21 protein-coding genes are annotated in these 21,154 nt (G+C 68.2%); 12 read left to right on the top strand and 9 right to left on the bottom strand.

The genetic code is table 11. The features are described 5' to 3' along the window. Positions 1–41 precede the first annotated feature (41 nt). Positions 42–1,187 (top strand): YncE family protein, encoded by a 1,146-nt coding sequence (locus tag A5727_RS13060; RefSeq protein ID WP_157521363.1) that lies wholly within the window; start codon positions 42–44, stop codon positions 1,185–1,187. Positions 1,188–1,197: 10 nt separating this feature from the next. Here the strand turns inward: A5727_RS13060 and A5727_RS13055 are convergent, their stop codons facing one another. Next, positions 1,198–1,521, bottom strand: a complete 324-nt coding sequence (locus A5727_RS13055) for a hypothetical protein (RefSeq protein WP_231992061.1) — start codon at positions 1,519–1,521, stop codon at positions 1,198–1,200. A 47-nt stretch (positions 1,522–1,568) separates the two neighbouring features. After that, a complete protein-coding gene (locus A5727_RS13050; protein ID WP_068249688.1) occupies positions 1,569–1,904 on the bottom strand; it encodes a YnfA family protein in 336 nt (111 codons plus the stop codon). A gap of 52 nt (positions 1,905–1,956) precedes the next feature. On the opposite strand from A5727_RS13050, the gene A5727_RS13045 reads away from it, so the two are divergent. The 3 genes from A5727_RS13045 (at position 1,957) to A5727_RS13035 (ending at position 5,569) form a co-directional block, all read left to right on the top strand. Continuing rightward, a complete protein-coding gene (locus A5727_RS13045) occupies positions 1,957–3,585 on the top strand; it encodes a long-chain fatty acid--CoA ligase (RefSeq protein WP_068249686.1) in 1,629 nt (542 codons plus the stop codon). Between the two features lie 71 nt (positions 3,586–3,656). Beyond that, entirely contained in the window at positions 3,657–4,715 is a 1,059-nt protein-coding gene (locus A5727_RS13040; RefSeq protein WP_068249684.1) for an NAD(P)H-dependent amine dehydrogenase family protein, read from the top strand. Next, complete coding sequence (locus A5727_RS13035; RefSeq protein WP_068249682.1) at positions 4,712–5,569, top strand: patatin-like phospholipase family protein; 858 nt, start codon at positions 4,712–4,714, stop codon at positions 5,567–5,569. The genes A5727_RS13040 and A5727_RS13035 overlap by 4 nt, the downstream gene beginning before the upstream one ends. Here the strand turns inward: A5727_RS13035 and A5727_RS13030 are convergent. Next, the gene (locus tag A5727_RS13030) at positions 5,558–6,529 is read right to left on the bottom strand and encodes a patatin-like phospholipase family protein (protein ID WP_068249680.1); all 972 of its coding nucleotides are present in this window, start codon (positions 6,527–6,529) and stop codon (positions 5,558–5,560) included. The genes A5727_RS13035 and A5727_RS13030 overlap by 12 nt on opposite strands. A gap of 103 nt (positions 6,530–6,632) precedes the next feature. Then, entirely contained in the window at positions 6,633–7,076 is a 444-nt protein-coding gene (locus A5727_RS13025; RefSeq protein ID WP_068249678.1) for a lipoprotein LpqV, read from the bottom strand. 207 nt (positions 7,077–7,283) lie between these two features. Between A5727_RS13025 and A5727_RS13020 the strand changes: the two genes are divergently transcribed. Both A5727_RS13020 and A5727_RS13015 read left to right on the top strand, forming a co-directional pair. Then, complete coding sequence (locus A5727_RS13020; protein ID WP_068249677.1) at positions 7,284–7,850, top strand: cysteine dioxygenase; 567 nt, start codon at positions 7,284–7,286, stop codon at positions 7,848–7,850. Beyond that, positions 7,847–8,251, top strand: a complete 405-nt coding sequence (locus A5727_RS13015) for a rhodanese-like domain-containing protein (RefSeq protein WP_068249673.1) — start codon at positions 7,847–7,849, stop codon at positions 8,249–8,251. Before A5727_RS13020 ends, A5727_RS13015 begins: the two co-directional genes overlap by 4 nt. Here A5727_RS13015 and A5727_RS13010 read toward each other — a convergent pair. Genes A5727_RS13010 through A5727_RS13000 form a run of 3 tightly spaced genes read right to left on the bottom strand, consistent with a single transcriptional unit; the run spans position 8,222 to position 11,810 of the window. After that, complete coding sequence (locus A5727_RS13010) at positions 8,222–9,967, bottom strand: alpha/beta hydrolase (protein ID WP_068249671.1); 1,746 nt, start codon at positions 9,965–9,967, stop codon at positions 8,222–8,224. The two genes, A5727_RS13015 and A5727_RS13010, sit on opposite strands and share 30 nt — an antisense overlap. Before the next feature lie 9 nt (positions 9,968–9,976). Next, the gene (locus tag A5727_RS13005; RefSeq protein ID WP_068249670.1) at positions 9,977–10,753 is read right to left on the bottom strand and encodes an enoyl-CoA hydratase; all 777 of its coding nucleotides are present in this window, start codon (positions 10,751–10,753) and stop codon (positions 9,977–9,979) included. A gap of 13 nt (positions 10,754–10,766) precedes the next feature. Continuing rightward, the gene (locus A5727_RS13000) at positions 10,767–11,810 is read right to left on the bottom strand and encodes an enoyl-CoA hydratase/isomerase family protein (RefSeq protein ID WP_068249669.1); all 1,044 of its coding nucleotides are present in this window, start codon (positions 11,808–11,810) and stop codon (positions 10,767–10,769) included. 184 nt (positions 11,811–11,994) lie between these two features. Here A5727_RS13000 and A5727_RS12995 point away from each other — a divergent pair, with 184 nt between their 5' ends. Further along, complete coding sequence (locus tag A5727_RS12995; protein WP_068249668.1) at positions 11,995–12,837, top strand: Bax inhibitor-1/YccA family protein; 843 nt, start codon at positions 11,995–11,997, stop codon at positions 12,835–12,837. A gap of 186 nt (positions 12,838–13,023) precedes the next feature. On the opposite strand, the gene A5727_RS12990 is transcribed toward A5727_RS12995, so the two are convergent. After that, positions 13,024–14,241 carry an acetyl-CoA C-acetyltransferase gene (locus A5727_RS12990; protein WP_068249666.1) on the bottom strand — a complete coding sequence of 406 codons (1,218 nt, stop codon included), beginning with the start codon at positions 14,239–14,241 and terminating at the stop codon, positions 13,024–13,026. Positions 14,242–14,291: 50 nt separating this feature from the next. After that, positions 14,292–15,239, bottom strand: a complete 948-nt coding sequence (locus A5727_RS12985) for an SGNH/GDSL hydrolase family protein (RefSeq protein ID WP_068249664.1) — start codon at positions 15,237–15,239, stop codon at positions 14,292–14,294. Between the two features lie 223 nt (positions 15,240–15,462). On the opposite strand from A5727_RS12985, the gene A5727_RS12980 reads away from it, so the two are divergent. The 5 genes from A5727_RS12980 (at position 15,463) to A5727_RS12960 (ending at position 21,108) form a co-directional block, all read left to right on the top strand. After that, the gene (locus tag A5727_RS12980; protein WP_068249662.1) at positions 15,463–16,515 is read left to right on the top strand and encodes an alpha/beta hydrolase fold domain-containing protein; all 1,053 of its coding nucleotides are present in this window, start codon (positions 15,463–15,465) and stop codon (positions 16,513–16,515) included. 45 nt (positions 16,516–16,560) lie between these two features. Then, positions 16,561–17,955 carry a cystathionine beta-synthase gene (locus A5727_RS12975; protein WP_068249660.1) on the top strand — a complete coding sequence of 465 codons (1,395 nt, stop codon included), beginning with the start codon at positions 16,561–16,563 and terminating at the stop codon, positions 17,953–17,955. Between the two features lie 109 nt (positions 17,956–18,064). Next, positions 18,065–19,045: a YciC family protein gene (locus A5727_RS12970; RefSeq protein WP_068249657.1), complete on the top strand. Its 981-nt coding sequence runs from the start codon at positions 18,065–18,067 to the stop codon at positions 19,043–19,045. Positions 19,046–19,278: 233 nt separating this feature from the next. Then, entirely contained in the window at positions 19,279–19,923 is a 645-nt protein-coding gene (locus tag A5727_RS12965) for an RDD family protein (RefSeq protein ID WP_197507654.1), read from the top strand. 9 nt (positions 19,924–19,932) lie between these two features. Next, on the top strand, positions 19,933–21,108 hold the full coding sequence (locus tag A5727_RS12960; protein WP_068249652.1) for a cystathionine gamma-synthase: 1,176 nt from the start codon (positions 19,933–19,935) through the stop codon (positions 21,106–21,108). Positions 21,109–21,154: the final 46 nt, after the last annotated feature.

Genomic DNA, 21,154 nt, shown 5'->3' with positions numbered 1-21,154 from the left:
ACGCGCCGTGATCGGGTTCGCCCGAGAGAGGATCGACGACCATGGCAAACAAAGTGGCACCTGTGGACCGAGTGGCTGGAGTTGACGCTGAGGCGGCACGCTCCCTGCCTGTGCTGTCCCCGCGTTTCGACCGCAGGCCCGCTTCCGCCACGTCGCGCGCCGTCGAGGCCATGTCCGCGTCAGCCCCCGTGGTCGCCGCGTCTGACGACATGCGGGCCTTCGCCCCAGTCGGTGCCGCGGTGATCGCCTCCGGGCCGATCACCGCGATGGCCGAACTCGGAGGCAACCTGCTGACCGCCAACTACGCCGACGACACCCTGTCGCTGGTGGCGCGGCGCGGCCCGCGACGCGCGGCCACCGTCCCCGACGTCTACGAACCATTCGCGATCGCGGTGGCCGGCCGGCGTGCCTACGTCACCTCGGTCGAACCGGCCTACGACACCGTCACGGTGCTTGAGCGCGGCGAGGTCGTGGCGCGTATCCCGGTCGCGGGTGCTCTGCGTGATGTCGCCGTCAGCCCCGACGGGCGCCGGGTCTACGCCCTGCAGGCCGCTGATTCGGCGGTGCTCCTCGGGGTGATCGACGCCGAGACGCATGAGGTCAGCGACGTGGAACTCGTCGCAGGCCCGCACACCGTGCCCACCGCGCTTGCGGTGAACCCCACCGACGGATTGGTCTACGTCGCCGCCGTCGACCACACCAGTGGCGTCGTGATGGCGGTCAAGGACGGCCGAGTCGCCGGTGCCGCGCCGATCCCGTCGATGGTGCGCGACATCGCGGTCAGCCGCGACGGTGCCGTCATCGTCGCCGTCAGCGATGACGACGAGTTCGGCGGAGTCATCGACTTCCTCGATGCCGCGACCCTGCAGATCACTGGGACCATCGAACTCGACGGCGTGGCAGCGCAGGTGTCGTTGAGCGCCGACGGTGAGCGGGCCTACGTCGTCAGCGGTGACCACGTCACCGTCATCTGCACCGCGACGCGGCACATCATCGACCGCATCGACGCCGGCGTCGAACTCTCGGCCGCGCTGGAGAGCAGCGACGGGGTGCACCTCTTCGTCTCCGACAACACCGGTCGGGTGACCACCTACGAGGTCAACGTCACCACCAACGAGGCGATCGCGCAGATCTTCGACGCCGCCGTCATCGACGTGCCGATGCGGGAGCTCGAGCCCGCCGTCTGAGCCGAGCGGGTCAGCCGCCGCAGTTCAGTGAGACGGTGATCGTCTGCCGCAGCGTGACGGTCCCCGTCAGGTCCATGTCGTCGCGTTCGTCACCCAAGGGCATCCGCGAGATCGACTGCGGGTTGCGCACCCCGGTGACCACACAGTTGTCGAGGTTGCCCGAACCGACGCGGTCAACGATGACGTTGTAGCCCTGCGAGCGCAGGTCGTCGATCACGTCGCGGGCCGACTCGTCGGCCGAGGCCGTGCCTGCGGACGTCAGCACGCCCAGCGCGGCGACCGCAACGGTGATGGCTGCGAATCGCATGATCTCCCCCAGGGGTCCGATGAGCACTGCAGAGTCTGCTCTGTATATCGCGCGGAGCGGCCGATTCGTTCCCGTCAGGCCCCGCGCGGCGCGTACATGATCACCGAGACGCCCAGCAGGCAGATCAACGCGCCGATGACGTCCCACCGGTCCGGGCGGAAGCCGTCCAGCACCATCGCCCAGGCCAGCGAGCCCGCGACGAACACCCCGCCGTAGGCGGCCAGAATTCGGCCGAAGTTGGCGTCGGGCTGCAGGGTGGCGACGAACCCGTAGGCGCCCAACGCCACCACGCCCAGACCCACCCACAGCCATCCGCGCTGCTCACGTACGCCCTGCCAGACCAGCCAGGCGCCGCCGATCTCGAACAGGGCGGCGATGACGAAGAGCAGAACGGACTTCGTTATGGTCACCGGCGATAGCGTAGGACACGAGCGTGCACGTGCTGAGAGTTCGGAGGCGGCGATGGACAGCACCATGCAGGAGTTCCCGTTGACGGTCGCGGCGATCCTGCGATACGCCGAGACGGTGCATGGCGACCGGATCGTCACCACGGCCACCGGCGACGGCGGGTACCGGCATGCGACGTACCGGGAGGTGGCGCGCGACGCCGCGCGCCTGGCCAACGGACTGCGCAAGCTCGGCATCACCGGCGACCAGCGCGTCGCGACGTTCATGTGGAACAACCAGGAGCACCTGGTGGCGTATCTCGCCGTGCCCTCGATGGGCGCCGTGCTGCACACCCTGAACATCCGCCTCTTCCCCGAGCAGATCGAGTTCATCGCGTATGAGGCTGAGGACCAGGTGGTGATCGCCGACGTGTCGCTGGCCAAGCTGCTGGGGCCGGTGTTGCGGTCGATGGAGACCGTGCACACCGTGATCGCGGTCGGCGACGGTGACCTGACCCCGCTGACGGCCTCGGGTAAGACCGTACTTCGCTACGGCGATGTGCTCGCCGAGGCGTCCGACGAGTTCGACTGGCCGGATCTCGACGAGAGGTCAGCTGCCGCAATGTGTTACACGAGCGGCACCACGGGCCATCCGAAGGGTGTGGTCTACAGCCACCGGTCCAGCTACCTGCACTCCATGTCGGCATGTACGGGTAACGGTATGGGTCTGAGCTTCTCCGACAAGGCCCTGCCGATCGTGCCGATGTTCCATGCCAACGCCTGGGGACTGCCGTATGCGGCGCTGATGGCCGGCGCTGATCTGGTGATGCCCGATCGCTTCATGGACGCTCCGTCGCTGGTGAACCTGATCGAGACACAGCGGCCCACGGTGGCCGGTGCGGTGCCGACCATCTGGAACGACGTGATGCACCATCTGGACGGCAACCCCGGGGACATCTCGTCCCTGCGGCTGGTCGCCTGCGGCGGTTCGGCGGTGCCGGTCTCGTTGATGAAAAGCTTTGAGGCACAGTACAACGTGAGGATCCGTCAGGCGTGGGGCATGACCGAGACCTCGCCGATCGCCACCCTGGCCTGGCCGCCGCCCGGCGTCGACGAGGACAAGCACTGGGAACTGCGTGGCACCCAGGGGCGGCCGTTGTGCGGCGTCGAGGCTCGCATCGTCGACGATGAGGGCGTGCCGCTGCCGCACGACGGCGAAGCCGTCGGGGAACTCGAGGTGCGTGGCCCATGGATCACCGGGTCGTACTACCGCAACACCGATCCGTCCAAGTTCCAGAACGGATGGCTGCGCACCGGTGACGTCGGGCGCATCGATGCGCAGGGTTACGTCACGCTCACCGATCGCGCCAAGGATGTCATCAAGTCCGGTGGCGAGTGGATCTCCTCGGTGGACCTGGAGAACAACCTCATCGCGCACCCCTCGGTGTTGGAGGCCGCGGTGGTCGGGGTGCCCGACGACCGCTGGCAGGAGCGTCCGCTGGCCGCCGTCGTGCTCAAGGAGGGCGGTGAGGCCAGCGCCGCCCAGCTGCGGGAGTTCTTGAGCGACAAGGTCGCCAAGTGGTGGCTGCCCGAACGCTGGACCTTCGTCGCCGAGATCCCGCGGACCAGCGTCGGCAAGTACGACAAGAAGACCATCCGCGCCCGGTACGCCGACGGCGAGTACCACGTGCAGACGCTGGGCTGAGGGCATGTACATCACGGGTGCTTCGCGCTATGAATGACTGGAACGTGTTCTAGTCGCGGCAAGGAGGCCCGATGGCGTTGAAGGTCGTGCAGTGGGCCACCGGTGGCGTCGGTGTGGCCGCCGTCAAGGGCATCCTCGACCACCCCGACCTCGAGCTCGTCGGCTGCTGGGTGCACTCGGCGGACAAGAACGGGCGTGACGTCGGCGAGATCGCCGGCGTCGGACCTCTGGGCGTGGCCGCCACCGACAGCATCGACGACATCCTGGCCTTGGACGCCGACGCCGTCATCTACGCGCCGCTGATGCCCAACCCCGACGACGTGGCGGCCCTGCTGCGCTCGGGCAAGAACGTGGTCACGCCGGTCGGATGGCTCTACCCCAGCGCCAAACAGGCCGCGCCGATGCGCGAGGCCGCGGTCGCGGGCAACGCGACCCTGCACGGCACCGGCATCGCACCCGGCGGCATCAGCGAGAAGTTCCCGCTCCTGCTCTCGGCGATGACCACCGGTGTCACATTCGTTCGCGCAGAGGAGTTCTCCGACCTGCGCACCTACGATGCGCCCGACGTCGTCCGGCACGTGATGGGTTTCGGCGACACCCCCGACCGGGCGCTCAGCGGGCCGATGCAGAAGATGCTCGACGGCGGCTTCATCCAAGCGGTCAAGATGGTCGTCGACCAGATCGGGTTCGACGCCGACCCCAGGATCCGCGCGACGCAGGAGATCGCCGTCGCGACCGCACCGATCGAGTCGCCGATCGGGGTCATCGAGCCCGGCCAGGTCGCTGGACGAAAGTTCCACTGGGAGGCGCTTGTCGGTGACGAACCCGTCGTCCGGGTGACGGTCAACTGGCTCATGGGTGAGGAGAACCTCGATCCGCCTTGGGAGTTCGGCCCGGCCGGACAGCGGTACGAGATGGAGGTGCGCGGCAACCCGGACTTCACGGTGACCGTCAAGGGCTTCCAGGGTGAGATCGGCGATGACGTCGAGTCGGGCGTCGTGGCCACCGCGGCGCACTGCGTGAACGCGGTGCCCGCGGTGTGCGCGGCGCCGCCCGGGGTGGCGACGTACCTCGACCTGCCGCTGTACTCGGGCCGCTCGGCGCCACGGCTTGCGCGGGCACGCGGTTGACGCGGCGCCGTGCCCTGGTGCTCGCCGGTGGTGGCATCGCGGGAATCGCCTGGGAGACTGGAATTCTCGCCGGTGTCGCCGACGAGCATCCCGCCGCCGCGGCGGCACTTTTGGCCGCCGACGTCCTGGTCGGCACCTCGGCCGGGTCGACGGTGTCGGCCCAGCTGGGCAGCGGGTTGAGCCTGCGGGAGCTGTTCGACCGACAGGTCGGCGGTGAGTCGCATGAGATCGACTCGGGTGTCGCGGTGGACGACATCGCGGAGCTGTTCCTGTCGGCGATGACGACGCCGGGCGCGACGCGAGCACAGAAGCTGCAGCGGATCGGGGCCGTCGCGGCAGCCGCGGCGACCGTGGCCGAACCCGTACGCCGAGCGGTGATCGCCCATCGCCTGCCTTCGCATCAATGGCCCGACCACGACCTGCGCATCACCGCAGTGGACATCGACAGCGGTGAGCTGGTGGTGTTCACCCGGGAATCGGGTGTCGGGCTGGTGGACGCCGTGGCCGCCAGCTGCGCGGTCCCCGGTGCCTGGCCACCCGTGACGATCGGTGATCGCCGGTACATGGACGGCGGGGTGGCCAGTTCGGTGAACATGGCCGTCGCTGGGGACTGCGGGGCCGCGGTGGTGTTGGTGCCGTCCGGCATCGACACACCGACGGTGTGGGAGCAGAGCACCGCCGAGGAGGTCGAGGCGTTCCCGGGTGCGACGCTTGCGGTGTTCGCCGACGCCGAGTCACTCGCGGCCTTCGGGCGCAACCCCTTGGACCCCGCATGCCGCACCCCGTCGGCGCAGGCCGGTCGCGCCCAGGGGCGTCGGGAAGCCGCCCGCGTCGCCGCGTTCCTAGGGCTCTGAGCCGCGCGCCTCCAGGGTGTCGAGCGCCGTCTCGGCAAGTTCACGGCCGATCTCGATGACCTCGGTGGCGCGGTGGAAGTCGAGGCTCCGGCACACCGTGCGGGGCACCTCGATCAGCAGATCGGGGGGATAGGCGGCCAGCGTGTGCCGCGCCAGCGAGGCCTGCGCGATGTCGATCGTCCGGTTCATCACCTCGAACCCGCCGAGTTTGGGCACCAGCGGTGCGACCTGCTCGTTGATCGACTCCTCGCCGTCCTCCTCACTGGAGGTGAACCGGCCCAAGACATTTCGTCCGGTCTGAGTGTCCAGCACCGACCGCGCGGCCTTGGTGTCCAGCAGTGATGACGTGCTGCGCCACATGCGGCTGAGCCACTCGGCGCTGGGGCGGGGTTCCCGCTCACCGCGTCGGACCTCTGGGTCATCACCGCCCAGGCTGATCGCGATCGTGACATCGGCGTTGACCGACGCGATGGGCGCCATCGGAATGGGATCGAGGATTCCGCCATCGGCCAGCAGCCGTCCGTCCAGCACGTGAGGGGCGATGACGCCGGGGATGGCGATCGAGGCCCGGATGGCGTCGTCCACGGGACCGCGCTGAATCCACACCGACTTGCCGGTGATCAGGTCGGTGGCCACCGACGTGAACGGGATCGGCAGATCCTCCACGCGCGCGTCGCCGAGGATCTCGCGCACGGCCTCGAGAATCTTCTCGGCGCGCAGGACGCCCGCTGCCGTGATCGACGGATCCAGCAGCCGCAGCACGGCGCGCTGGGTCAGAGAACTGGCCCAGGTGGTGTATTCGTCGAGTCTGCCCGCCGCCTGCAGACCGCCGACCAGGGCACCCATCGACGACCCGGCGATGCCGACGATCTCGTGCCCGCGTTCCCGAAGCTCCTCGATGACCCCGATGTGGGCATAGCCGCGCGCCCCGCCACTGCCCAGGGCCAACGCCACCCGCATCAGTCCATTGTTACGGGTTCCGGCGACCGGTGACCGGCAACCGTGACTCCAAACCCACTGACCCGACCCGGCCGCGCAGGTCAGGGGCGGTTCGACGGGGTGCTCAGCCGCACTGTCCGTCGGCGGCCCCGGTGACCGCCAGGATCACTCCGGCCTGCTGGGCCGGGGTCAACTCGGCCCACGGTGTGTTGAAGTTGCCCGGGTCCTGGAAGCCGGGCTGCTGCAGAACCTTCAGGTACGGCTCGACGAGGGTCTTCGGATCACCGCCCTGGGCGTCCATCCACGTCTTGGCGGCCAGGCACGCCTGTCCGTACTGAGACTCCTCGGCGTCCGAGGGCACGTCGACGCGCGTGGTGACGCCGCCGGGGGACACCCCCACGGCGTCCGGCGGCGTCGGTTCCGGCGGCAGCGGCGTCCACTCGGCGGTGGTGGCAGTGGTCGTGGTCGTGGTTCCCGCGGTGTCGTCCCGCTCCGTCGCACAGCCCGCACCCAGAAGCGCCGATGTGGCCGCGACGCCGAAGACGAGCAACGTGGAGTTTCTGCGCATGCCACTCAATGTAGGCAACGGCCGCTGAACCCGGGTACGCGACCTGCGGGTTATCAGATTCACCGTGAGGTTAATTCGCTGAGCTTTCCGGCCCTCGGGTCGCTGTGCCAGACTGGCCGCATGACGCAGTACGAAGAGACCCGGGAGTGTTGTCCGGTCCGTTGACCGCCGGCTTCCCTTTTCCCGTCTCTTTCAGGAGTACTTGTCATGACCGCCCCTGCGGCGTCGCACGCTGTCGTCTCCTCCAGCGTCGCCCCCGCCGTCTCCAATCCCACCCGCCTGCGCCTGCCGGACCTCCTGCACGCGACTGACCGCGCCGCCGCCGACTTCCTCGACGGCGTCTACGACCATCTGCTGCCGCCCGGCGGCGTTCCCGTCGATGACCGCTGGTACGTCCGCCTGCACGGCGACGACGACCTCGACGTCTGGCTGATCAGTTGGGCACCGGGGCATCCGACCGAACTCCACGACCATGCAGGCTCGCTGGGCGCGCTGACCGTGCTCTCCGGTGCGCTCAACGAATTCCGTTGGGACGGTGAGGAGTTGCGTCGGCGCCGGCTCGACGCCGGTGACCAGGCCGCGTTCCCGCTGGGCTGGGTCCACGACGTGGTGTGGGCGCCCACCGTCGTGCAGTCCGCGCCACGCCAGTCGACGCTGAGTGTGCACGCGTACTCGCCGCCGCTGACCGCGATGTCCTACTACGAGGTCACCGGCAAGGGTCGCCTCAAGCGCGTGCGCACCGAGCTGACCGATCAGCCCGAGGGGAACACATGAGCCGAATCGACTCGATCCTGGAGGCCGCGCGGGCGCGCCTGAATCGTCTGTCGGCATCCGACGTTCCGGGCGCCGTGGAGCGCGGAGCAGTCCTGGTGGACATCCGACCGGCCGCCCAGCGGGCCGCCGAGGGTTCGGTGCCCGCCGCGCTGGTGATCGAGCGCAACGTGCTGGAGTGGCGCTGTGACCCCACCAGCGATGCCCGCATCACCGAAGCCGTGGACGACGACGTCGAGTGGGTCGTGGTGTGCTCGGAGGGCTACACCTCGAGCCTCGCAGCCGCCGCGCTGCAGGACCTGGGCCTGCACCGGGCCACCGATGTCGCCGGCGGCTACCACGCGCTCGCGGCCGCCGGCGTGCTCGACCGGCTGTCAGCCGTCGGCGTGCATCAGCGGGCGTAGCCGCTCGGTCTTCTCCGCGGTCCACCCCGGCGGTTCCAGCACCTGCGCCCAGCCGTTGACCACATCGCGGACGTACCGGTGCCCGTGGCCGTCGGGCACATCGACCGCGACCGCCATGTCCGCCGACACCTGCAGGAACGTCACCACGGGTATCCAGTCCATCTGCGGGCTGACGTCGTAACCGCGCGGTTCCCGCAGCCAATCCGGTTCCCGGAACAGCAGATCCGGTGTCCACCACGCGATCGGATCGGAGGCGTGCTGGAGGTAGACGACGCGGGGCTGGCTCCACGGCTTGGCGGGACGGGTGAGGTCCTCGGGACGTGCCACGAACCGCACGTTCTCCCCGTTGTCGTAGATGGGCAGCCACATCGGCGAGCCCTCGTCGCGGTTGGCGGTGAGGTCGGTCCAGATGGTGTTGTTGAACGTCGGGCCGGAGAACAGGGCGCCATCGGTGCGCGCGACCAGATTGTTCAGGCTCAGGAACGGCGCCTCGCCGCCGAACGAGCCCAGGCTCTCGCCGAAGACCACGAGCTTGGGCCGCTTGCCCTCGGGCAGCGTGCGGATCATGGCGTCGACTGCCTCGAAGAGGGCCTGCCCGGCCTGCCGGGCGTTCTCCTTGTCGACCAGGAACGACAGCCAACTCGGCAGGAACGAGTACTGCATCGACACGATCGCGGTGTCGCCGTTGTACATGTACTCCAGCGCCGATGCCTCGGCCTCGTTGATCCAGCCGGTGCCGGTGGTCGTGGCGACCGCGACGACCTTGCGGGACAGCCCGTCGGTGCGCAGCAGTTCCCGCGCGGCCATCTCGGCCGTCTCCCGGATGTTGTCGGCCGACCCCATGCCCGCGTACGCGCGGATCGGTTCGGTTGCCGGAGCCCCGTTGAACTCGGTGAGTTGTTCGACGCTGGGCCCGCCGGCGACGAAGATGCGGCCCTGGTGCCCCAGGGAGGCCCAGTCCACCAACGACTCCGGCCCACCGGAACGCAGCGTCGTGGTGGGCGCGGTGATGTCGGGAGAGTCCTCGTCGTTCACCGCCGCGAAGGTCTTGTTCAGCCAGTCCATGCCGACCCGCACCACGACACCGTTGAGCAGGGCGACGAACAGTGCGAGCACGAGGCCGACCGCGACGACCCCCGACACCCTGGGAGGCGCAACGCGTTCGAGTTGGCCGACCAGGAACAGCACCAGCCTGCGGACCAGTTGGCCGATCTTGACGAAGATGAACAGCACGACGACCGCGATGATCGCGGCCTGCGGGTAGTTGAACCACTGCAGTCGCGGTACCCCCATGAGGTCGCGGACCGCGTCCTGCCACCTGTGGAAGTAGAACTGCATTCCGACCATGCCGACGATGCCGACGACCAGCAGAGTCAGCCATGCCCAGCCGGGAGCCCTTGGGCTGGAGTCCTTTCCGCGCAGGTAACGCACCAGCCAGACCGCGAAGACGCCGATCAGATAACCGACGGCGCCCGCGGCGCCACTGACCAGACCCTGGAACAGCGGACCGCGGGGGAGCAGCGACGGGGTCAGCGACAGGAAGACGAAGATCAGCCCGACGGCCGTGCCGAAGAACGTGTAGTGCCTGGCCCACCAGGGTCCGTCGGCCGGCGCATCGACTCGCGCCTCGGTCTGGGTGTCGACCGGAGCCGGCGCCGGTTCATCCTGGGGCGCCGGTTCTTCGGGCTTCTCGTCGGTCGGGGTGGTGTCAGTCACCCCAGCACCTTAGCGGTGCGTGAAATTCGGTGGGCGCTTCTCGGTGAAGGCCTGCATCCCCTCGGTCTGGTCGTCGGTGGCGAACGCCGAATGGAAGAGGCGGCGTTCGTAGAGCAGGCCTTCGGTCAGAGTCGTTTCGAAGGCACGGTCGACGGCCTCCTTGGCCATCCGCGCGGCCGACAGCGACATCTGCGAGATGGTGGCCGCCACGGCCTTGGCCTCGGTGAGCAGGTCAGCGGCGGGGACGACGCGGCTGACCAGACCGGCCCGCTCGGCCTCCTCGGCATCCATGTTGCGGCCGGTGAGGATCAGGTCCATGGCCTTGGCCTTGCCGATCGCGCGGGTCAGTCGCTGGCTGCCGCCCATCCCCGGCAGCACACCGAGTTTGATCTCGGGCTGTCCGAATTTCGCGGTGTCGGCGGCGATCAGCACGTCACACATCATCGCCAGTTCGCATCCGCCGCCCAGGGCGTAACCCGCGACCGCGGCGACCGTCGGGGTGCGCACGGCCGCGAATTCGCCCCACTTGGCGAAGAAGTCGCTGCTGAACACGTCGGCGAAGGACAGGTCGGCCATCTCTTTGATGTCGGCGCCCGCGGCGAAGGCCTTCTCGCTGCCGGTGAGGACGATGGCGCCGATGCCCGGGTCGTTGTCGAATTCCGCTGCCGCGGCGGTGACTTCGTTCATCACCTGGCTGTTGAGCGCGTTGAGCGCCTTGGGGCGGTTCAACGTGATGAGGCCGACGCGCTCTTCGCGTTCGACGATGATGGTCTCCCAGGTGGCCATGGGGCGTCTCCTTCTAGAAGGTGAGGTCGGGATCGGCGGGGGTGAAGTAGGCGTCGACGTCTGCTGGTCTGACCTGCTCCAGCGACGACGGGTCCCACGTGGGGTTGCGGTCCTTGTCGACGAGTTGGGCGCGGATGCCCTCGACGAAGTCATGGCTGCGCAGGCTCGCACAACTCACTCGATACTCCTGGACCAGGATGTCTTCCAGCGTGCTCAACTGCGCTGCGCGACGGACTGATTCCAACGTCACCGCCAGCGCGATGGGGGACCGGCCGGCGATCACCTCGGCGGCGTCCCTGGCCGCCGCGTCGTCGTGCCCGCGGAGGGCGGCGACGATGTCGGCGACTGTGGCGGCCTGATAGCACTCCTCGATCCAATGCCGTTGCGCCGCCAGGGTGCTCGCGGGTGGTTCCTGCGCGTACTTGCCGAGCGCGGTGTCGACGTCGGTCGCGATGATCTCGGCCGTGAAGTCGGCCAGCCGGTCGTGCGGCACGAAATGATCGGCGAAGCCCAGCGCGATCGCGTCGGCCCCGGAGAACGGCGAACCGGTCAGCGCGGCATGCAGGCCCAGTGCGCCCGCGCGCGCCAGCAGATCCGTGCCGCCGACGTCGGGGATGAAGCCGATGCCGACCTCGGGCATCGCCATCTTGGTGGTGTCGGTGACGACGCGGACGCTGCCGTGTGAACCGATGCCGACGCCGCCGCCCATCACGATGCCGTCCATCAGCGCGACGTACGGCTTGGGGTAGCTGCCGATCAGGGCGTTGACCCGGTACTCGTCGAACCAGAACTTCCGCGCGGCGCTGCCGTCGGCGCGTGCGCTGTGATAGAGCGCCACCACGTCGCCGCCCGCGCACAGGCCGCGTTCGCCCGCACCGTCGACGACCACGGTGCGGATGGCGTCGTCGTCGGCCCACTCGCGCAGGCGTTCGGCGAGCACATCGATCATCGTCTGGTTGAGCGAGTTGATGGCCTTGGGCCGGTTCAGCGTCAGGACGCCGACGCCGTTGTCGACGCGGGTCAGGATCTCGTCGGAGTCAGCGGTCACGCGTGTCATTCCTGTCAGCTCAGAAGGGTGCCCGATATTAGTTGGACATCCTAGTATCTAGGGGGCCGCCCGGGACAGTGCCCCTCAGGCGCCGCGGAAAATTCTCCCCGAATCGGGAACCTGGGCAGGCGGGCTGTTCGTTGACCCTCTGTTCATGCAAGACTTTCAGGTACCTCACAGGAAGGAACCGACGGTGCGGGAAACCAGCAATCCGGTATTCCGCTCGCTGCCGAAGCAGCAGGGCGGATACGCGACATTCGGCTCCGGTGCCGCCGGCGCCGCAGCGGCGCAGGTACACCAGGGCTACGAGCCCTACATCGAGGAGCAGCGCGGGGTCTCCCGGCCGCTGACGATCGATGACGTCGTCACCAAGACAGGCATCACGCTCGCCGTGCTGTCCGCGGTGGCGGTCGTCTCCTATTTCCTGGTCGCCGGCAACAACGGCCTCGCGCTGCCGTTCGCCGCGATCGGCGGTCTCGGCGGGTTCGCACTCGTCATGATCGCGACCTTCGGGCGCAAGCAGGACAACCCCGCGATCGTGCTGAGCTACGCGGCGCTCGAGGGCCTGTTCCTCGGGTCGATCTCGTTCCTGCTGACCTTCAACATTCAGGGCGCCGGAGCGGGCGCGCTGATCGGCCAGGCCATCCTCGGCACCATCGGCGTGTTCTTCGGCATGCTCGTGGTCTACAAGACCGGGGCGATCCGGGTGACGCCGAAGTTCACCCGCATGCTCGTCGCGGGCATGATCGGTGTGCTGGTGCTCATGCTCGGCAACCTCGTGTTGTCGCTGTTCAACGTCAACGGTGGCGCGGGCCTGGGCCTGCGTGACGGCGGCATGCTGGCGATCGTCTTCTCGCTGGTCTGCATCGGCCTCGCGGCATTCAGCTTCCTGCTGGACTTCGACGCGGCCGACCAGATGATCCGCGCGGGCGCGCCGGAGAAGGCCGCCTGGGGTATCGCCCTGGGCCTGACCGTCACCCTGGTCTGGCTCTACATCGAGATCCTGCGACTGCTCAGCTACTTCCAGAGCGACTAGCGATCTTTCGTCAGAAGGCCCGGTGCGAGCACGCACCGGGCCTTCTGCTTTTCGCCCTTTTCGCCGAGACTGCCGACCATGCGAAGGTCCCCAGATTTCGCACCCCCAGCGACAGCGAGGCTGCGGTGAGTGCGAAAGCGAAGCCGGATGATCGCACTCACCGCAGTCTCGGCGGGAATCAGCGACTCAGGAGAGGCGCTCCAGCACCATCGCCATACCCTGCCCGCCGCCGACGCACATCGACTCGATGCCCAGCGACTTGTCATGCGTGGTCAGGTTGTTCAGCAGCGTGGCCGTGATGCGCGCGCCGGTCATGCCGAACGGATGGCCCAGCGCGATCGCACCGCCGGAGACGTTGAGGCGGTCCTCGTCCATGCCCAGCGCGCGGGCCGAACCCAGGACCTGCACCGCGAACGCCTCGTTGATCTCGTAGAGGTCGACGTCCGAGAGCGCCATCTTGGCGTTGCCCAGGGCCTTCTTGATGGCCTCGATCGGGCCGAGGCCCATGATCTCCGGCGACAGCCCCGACACGCCCGTGGAGACGATGCGGGCCAGCGGGGTCAGGCCGAGTTCCTTGGCCTTGGTGTCGCTCATGATCACCACGGCCGCGGCGCCGTCGTTGAGCGGGCAGGCGTTGCCCGCGGTCACGGTGCCGTTGGGGCGGAACACCGGCTTGAGACCCGAGAGGCCTTCGTACGTCGTGCCCGCACGCGGACCGTCGTCGGTGGTGACCACGGTGCCGTCGGGCAGGGTCACGGGCGAGATCTCACGCTCGAAGAACCCGCTCTTGATCGCCTCTTCGGCGCGGTTCTGGCTGCGCACACCCCAACGGTCCTGCTCCTCGCGGGTGATGCCGGAGTACAGGGCGACGTTCTCGGCGGTCTGGCCCATCGCGATGTAGACGTCGGGCAGTTCACCGGCCTCGCGCGGGTCGGTCCACTCCTCGGCGCCTTCGGCCTGACGTGCGGTGCGGGCCTGCGCCTCGGCGAAGATGGGGTTCTTGCTGTTGGGCGCGCCGTCGGCGGAACCGACGCCGAAGCGCGACACCGTCTCGACGCCGGCCGAGATGAACACGTCGCCTTCGCCGGCCTTGATGGCGTGGAACGCCATCCGGGTCGTCTGCAGCGACGACGAGCAGTAGCGGTTGACGGTGGTGCCGGGCAGGAAGTCGTAACCCAACTGCACCGCGACCGAACGGGCGATGTTGTAGCCCGCCTCGCCCGCGGGCTGGGCGCAGCCCATCATCAGATCGTCGATCTCACGCGGGTCGAGGGCGGGCACCTTGTCCAGCGCGGCCCGGACCATCTGGACGGCCAGATCGTCGGGACGCATGGTCGCCAACGAGCCCTTGACGGCGCGACCGATGGGGGAACGGGCAGTGGCGACGATGACGGCTTCAGGCATGACGGACTCCTTGAGGGGAACAACTGAACAAGTGCTTGGTTGGGTTCACGCTAGCCCGACGACACAACCAGCGGAGCGGGCACCCCGGTGGTCCGGTGCGGCCAAATCCGGGCGAGCATCCTCAACCGGGCGCCCAGCGACCGGTTCTCGGCGCCCCGCGACTCCCACGGCAGCTCACCGGCCGCCTCACCCAACGCGTACCGCAGTGCCGGAAGCAGCTGCTGGGCCGCGATCTTGTAACCGGCCGCGGATGGGTGGTACCGGTCGTCGGAGAACAGCAGATCGGGCGCCTTCTGGAACTCGGGCGCCAGGAGGTCGGCGAACGGCACCGGCACGCCGCCGGCCGCCCGAACGGCGGAAGCCTGGGCCCGGGCCAGGCGCAGGCCGAGACTGCGGGCCACGAACCGCAGCGGCTGCGGGATCGCGGTGATGACGCCGAAGTCCGGGCAGGTCCCCACCACGACGACGGCCCCGCTGGCACGCAGGCGTTTGACGGCGTCACCGAGTCGACGCGCCGAGGCCGCAGTGCCGTTGAGGGCGGTCAGATCGTTGGCGCCGATCATGATCACCGCGGCGTCCGGGGGTGGCCCGGCGACGAACATCGCGTCAACCTGACCGGACAGGCCCTTCGACGTCGCACCCACTATCGCCTTGGTGCTCAACCGAATCCGCTTCCCGGTCGAATCGGCCAGACCCCGGGCCAGGAGGACACCCGGCACCTCGTCGGCCTGGCGGCAGCCGTAACCGGTGGCCGTTGAATCACCGAAGATCATCAGATGCACGTCGACTGGAACGTCGCGCTGCCATCGCTCGACCGAGCCGCCGCCGGGGGCGTACACCCCGTCCGCGCGCGGTGGCACGTCCCACGCCTTGGGGATCACCTCGCGGGCCGCGGCGGCCTGACCGGTCAGGAGATTGCGCGCGCTGACCACACCGACCCCCACACCGGTGGAGGCCAGGACCGCGGCGAGTGTCAGACGCGAAGCGCGTGAGCCCACGGATCCCAGTCTAAGCACGCGGCGGCGGATATCTGGTTGCTGACGGCGTGCGCCGTTCGCTGCGGATCACAGAGGTGTCTCGGATGAGGTATCAATCTGACCAAAAAGATTGTTAATACCTTAAGAAGTGCCAAGCTAAGTTATCCGAGTTGGCTGAACGGGAACACAACGTTCAGTGGTGCTCGGTCAGACAGCCGCTACACCGACGTAGGGGAGTGTTGACATGACGGCACCAAGCAAGGTCTCAGGCGCTCCTCGCACGCATATTGGTGCAGGTGGGCCGCGTAGACCAAGAAAATTTCCGGTCAGCGACGGCGCGCCCCTCGAAATTGTCGAGACGTCGATCAGTGCGATGGCCAGGCTGGCCGCGCTCACCTGTCGCGCCACGATTCGGCCTGCTCTGGCCATCGGCAGCTACGTCCCACACCTGCCGTGGCCGTTCGGTGTCGTCGATCAGCTGGCCCGCACCCTGGCACCGACACCGGGCACGGTTCGAGCCACCATCACGTTGCCGAACGCCTCCGCGCTGTTGGTCCGGGCGCCGGGTGTGCTGCCGGCCGATGGGAATCGAAGGGTCGTGCTCTATCTGCACGGCGGTGCCTTCCTGACGTGCGGGGTGAACTCGCACGGACGGATTGCCAACACGCTCTCGCAGTACGCGGACACACCCGTGCTGGTGGTGAACTACCGAATGATCCCCAAACACACGGTGGGCCAGGCCGTCGACGACTGTCATGACGCCTACCGGTGGCTGAGGCTGCGCGGCTACGACCCGAGCCAGATTGTGCTCGCCGGTGATTCGGCCGGCGGCTACCTGGCGATGACGCTCGCGCAGCGGCTGCAGGCCGAGGGTGAGACGCCCGCCGCGCTGGTGGCGATCTCGCCACTGCTGCAGTTGGCCAAGGAGCCCAAGCAGGCCCACCCCAACATCAAGACCGACGCCATGTTCCCGCCGCGCGCGTTCGACGCACTGGTCGACCTGGTGGCCCGCGCCGCGGCCAAGCGGATCGTGGACGGCGAACCCGAGCAGGTCTACGAGCCACTCGACCACATCGAACCCGGGCTTCCCCGCACGCTGATCCACGTGTCCGGATCTGAGGTCCTGCTGCATGACGCGAGGCTGGCTGCTCGTCGGCTCGCGGCGGCCGGGGTGCCGACGGAGGTGCGGGTCTGGCGAGGGCAGATTCACGACTTCCAGATGGCGGCACCGTTGATCCCCGAGGCCAAGCGTTCGCTGCGTCAGATCGGCGATTACATCCGCGAGGCCACGGGCTGACCCACCGCTGCTGACCTTCCGCACCGACTGGGCCAAGATAGAGGTATGCGGATCGCCCGGCACATCAGTGACCTCATCGGCAACACTCCTCTGGTTCGACTGAACTCGGTCGTGCCCGAAGGGGTCGGCACCGTGGTGGCCAAGATCGAATACCTCAATCCCGGCGGCAGCTCGAAGGACCGGATCGCGGTCAAGATGATCGACGCCGCCGAAGCCAGCGGAGAACTCAAACCCGGCGGCACGATCGTCGAGCCGACGTCGGGCAACACCGGGGTGGGCCTGGCGCTCGTCGCGCAGCAGCGTGGCTACCACTGCATCTTCGTCTGCCCCGACAAGGTCAGCGAGGACAAGCGCAACGTGCTTCGCGCCTATGGCGCCGAGGTGGTCGTGTGCCCGACGGCGGTGCCGCCGGACCATCCCGACAGCTACTACAGCGTCTCCAACCGACTCGTCACCGAGATCGAGGGCGCCTGGAAACCCGATCAGTACTCCAACCCGAACGGGCCCGAAAGTCATTATGAGACAACGGGGCCCGAGATCTGGGCGGACACCGACGGCAAGGTGACGCACTTCGTCGCCGGCGTCGGCACGGGCGGCACCATCACCGGTGCGGGGCGTTACCTCAAGGAGGTCTCCAACGGCGCGGTCAAGGTGATCGGCGCCGACCCCGAGGGCTCGGTGTACTCCGGCGGGACCGGGCGGCCCTACCTGGTCGAGGGCGTCGGCGAGGACTTCTGGCCCAGCGCCTACGACCCGAGCATCCCCGACGAGATCATCGCGGTGTCCGACGCCGATTCGTTCGAGATGACTCGCCGGCTGGCCCGTGAAGAGGGTCTGCTGGTCGGGGGATCGTGCGGGATGGCGGTCGTGGCGGCCATCGAGGTGGCGGTCAAGGCCGGGCCGGATGCGTTGGTGGTGGTGCTGCTGCCGGACGGTGGGCGCGGCTACCTGTCGAAGATCTTCAACGACTCGTGGATGTCGTCCTACGGATTCCTGCGGAGCCGGCTCGACGGGTCGACCAGCGAGCCGACGGTCGGAGACGTGCTGCGCGGCAAGTCCGGGTCACTGCCTGACCTGGTGCACACCCATCCGTCCGAGACGATCCGTGATGCGATCGGAATCCTGCAGGAGTACGGCGTCTCGCAGATGCCCGTGGTCGGTGCCGAGCCACCGGTCATGGCAGGTGAGGTGGCCGGCAGCGTATCCGAGCGCGAACTGCTCTCGGCCGTCTTCGAGGGGCGCGCCCACCTCGCGGATGCGGTGTCTCAGCACATGAGCCCGGCGATGCCGTTGATCGGTGCTGGGGAGCCGGCGAGTTCGGCAGCCAAGGCACTGCGTGAATGCGATGCCGTGATGGTGGTCGAGGACGGAAAACCGGTCGGTGTCATCACCCGCAGCGACCTGTTGGGATTCCTGTCGGAAGGTAATACGCACCGCTGATCCGGCGAAATCCGCGGACAGATCTCGGTGGGCGTATTTCACCGTTTTGTTATGCATCTCCGGTAGTGTTCGCCGCGCAATCAGCAGCATTCCACCGTAGAAGGCGAACATGACCGAGAACCCGCCACCGCCGTCCGGCAGTACTCCGCCGCCCGGGGACTACCCGCCGCCTCCGCCGGGTGGGCCCGCAGCGTTCCCGCCGCCCCCGCAGGGTGGCTACCCACCGCCTCCGCAGGGTGGCTACCCGTCGCCTCCGCAGGGTGGTTACCCGTCGCCTCCGCAGGGTGGCTACCCGCCGCCTCCGCAGGGCGGCTACCCGCCGCCTCCGCCCGCGCAGGGCGGATACGCCCCGCCGCCACCGGTCGGCTACGGCGGACCGGGGACTGCGTTCAGCGTCGGTGATGCGTTCAGTTGGGCGTGGAACAAGTTCAGCAAGAACGCCGGCCCGCTGATCGTCGCAACACTGGTGCTCACGGTCGCGGTGAGCCTGATCTCAAGCATCTTCCAGGCCGTCGCCACGGCGGTGTCGCCGGACCGGGTGACCTCCTATGACGAATTCGACTCCGGCTTCATGTTCGCGACCGGCGTCGAGTACAGCCCGGCCGGCGTGTTCGTGCTGATCCTCGGTTATCTGGTGGTCACCGTGGTGGCCGCCGCGATCGGCTCGGCCTACATCGGCGGGGCCCTGGACATCGCCAACGGTGTGCCGGTGACCTTCGGGTCGTTCTTCAAGCCGCGCCGAATCGGCGCCTACATCGTGCTGGGCCTGATCGTCGGACTCATCACGGGCATCGGCTTCGCGCTGTGCTTCCTGCCGGGCCTGATCGCCAGCCTGTTCCTGTTCTTCTCGACCGTCGCCCTGCTGGACCGCAATCTGACGCCGGTCGACGCCATCAAGGCGAGCTTCAACCTGGTGAAGAACAACTTCGGGCAGGCATTCCTGGTGTGGTTGGTGAGCTTCGTGATCGTTCTGGTCGGTCTCCTGCTGTGCGGTGTCGGTCTTCTGGTGGCGGCTCCGCTGGCGCTGCTGTTCGAGATCTACGCGTTCCGCAAGCTCAGTGGCGCGGACGTCGCGCCAGCCACCCCCTGAGACGGAAGTGGTGATGATTGGGGCGGCACTTCGGTGCCGCCCCAATCGTTTTGTTGAGCCATTCGGTGGGCAGGCTGACTTTGAAGCTCGCACCATTCGTTTGACGACTCGACGTCATTGGGAATGGCGCTCAAGAATCGCTTCACTCCGAACCGAATTCACGTCGATCCGAGGTCGGCGAGCGACCGCGGGTACGGTGTGCGTGCCGGTCTTTCGCGAGAGAGGACGTTGTCGTGACGCAGCCCCCGCCGTGGCCCTACAACTCCCCGCCACCGCCCGGATACGGAGCGGCAGCGGCCTATGGCTACCCGTCGTACGGTCAGCAGCCTTACGGATACCCGCCTCCGCCGCGCGGAGTGGTGTTCTTTCCGGGGGTGGGCACCGTGCCGGTCGCATCGTTCGGGCAGCGGTTCGCGGCCAGACTCATCGACGGCGTCATCACCGTGCTGGCCATCGCCGTGATCGTCGGAGCCGGCGTGGCGGCGCTGATCGCCAGCTCGCACGACACCGTCGATGCGTGGGGAGCCACATCCCGTGAACCGACGGCGGGCGGGATCGCGATGCTGCTGCTGTCGATCGCCTTCGCATTCGTGCTCGGCGTCCTCTACGAGTGGCTGTTCATCGCATACCGGGGCGCGACGCCCGGGAAGATGGCGATGAGCATCGTCGTCGTGGACGAGGTCAGCGCGCAACCGATCGGACTCGGCAGATCGCTGCTGCGCGTGCTGTTCCCAGCCCTCGCGAACTGGGTGCTGCCGATCGCGGCGCTGGTCATCTATCTGTCTCCGCTGTTCGACGGCACCGGCCGGCTCAAGGGCTGGCATGACCAGCTGGCCAAGGACTTCGTGGTGCAGAGGGCGGGTCTGCCGGCCCGATAGGCTTTGCGAATGAGCGAGCAACGAAGCCGTGCCGATGCGCACTCCTGGCAGGGTCTGGCCACCCGCGCGATCCATGCCGGTTACCGACCCGATCCCGCAACCGGCGCGGTCAACGCCCCGATCTACGCCAGCTCGACGTTCGCCCAGGACGGCGTGGGCGGCCTGCGCGGCGGCTTCGAGTACGCCCGGACCGGAAACCCCACCCGCGCTGCCCTGGAGGCGTCGCTGGCCGCCGTCGAGGGCGGAACATTCGGGCGCGCGTTCGGATCGGGCATGGCCGCAACCGACTGCGCACTGCGCGCGCTGCTGCGCCCCGGCGACCACATCGTGATCCCCGACGATGCCTACGGCGGGACCTTCCGCCTCATCGACAAGGTGTTCAGTCAGTGGGGCGTGACCCACACCCCGGTGGCGCTGTCGGACGTCGACGCGGTGCGGGCCGCGCTGACGGACAACACCAGGTTGATCTGGGTCGAGACGCCGACCAACCCGCTGCTGTCCATCGCGGACATCGAGGCGATTTCGGCGATCGGCACCGAGCGCGGGGTCAAGGTGTTGGTGGACAACACCTTTGCCTCACCCGCACTGCAGCAGCCGTTGTCGCTGGGCGCCGACATCGTCCTGCACTCGACCACGAAGTACATCGGCGGGCACTCCGATGTGGTGGGCGGCGCGCTGGTGACCGATGACGAGGAACTCGACACCGCGTTCGCGTTCCTGCAGAACGGCGCCGGCGCCGTGCCGGGTCCGTTCGACGCGTATCTGACCATGCGCGGGCTCAAAACCCTGGTGGTCCGGATGCAGCGGCATTCGGAGAACGCGGCCGCCGTGGCCGAGTTCCTCGACGGCCATCCGGCCGTGAGTCAGGTTCTGTACCCGGGCCTGCCGCACCACCCGGGCCATGACGTCGCCGCCCGTCAGATGAGCGGATTCGGCGGCATGATCTCGGTCCGCATGCGGGGCGGAATCGAGGCTGCGCGCCAATTGTGCTCGAAGACCGACATTTTCATTCTCGCTGAATCTTTGGGCGGCGTGGAGTCGTTGATCGAGCATCCCGGCGCCATGACGCACGCGTCGACCGCGGGTTCGCAGTTGGAGGTGCCTGCGGATCTGGTGCGGCTGTCGGTGGGCATCGAGGACGTCACCGACCTCATCGGCGATCTGCAGCAGGCGCTGGAGTCCTGACCAGAAGACAACTGCGCGGATCCGTCTGAGTTCCAGACAGATCCGC

Source organism: Mycobacterium sp. ACS4331, from assembly GCF_001667265.1.
Taxonomy (GTDB): domain Bacteria; phylum Actinomycetota; class Actinomycetes; order Mycobacteriales; family Mycobacteriaceae; genus Mycobacterium.
Note: the sequence above shows the minus strand (reverse complement) of the source record. Positions and strands in the feature narration are given on the sequence as shown.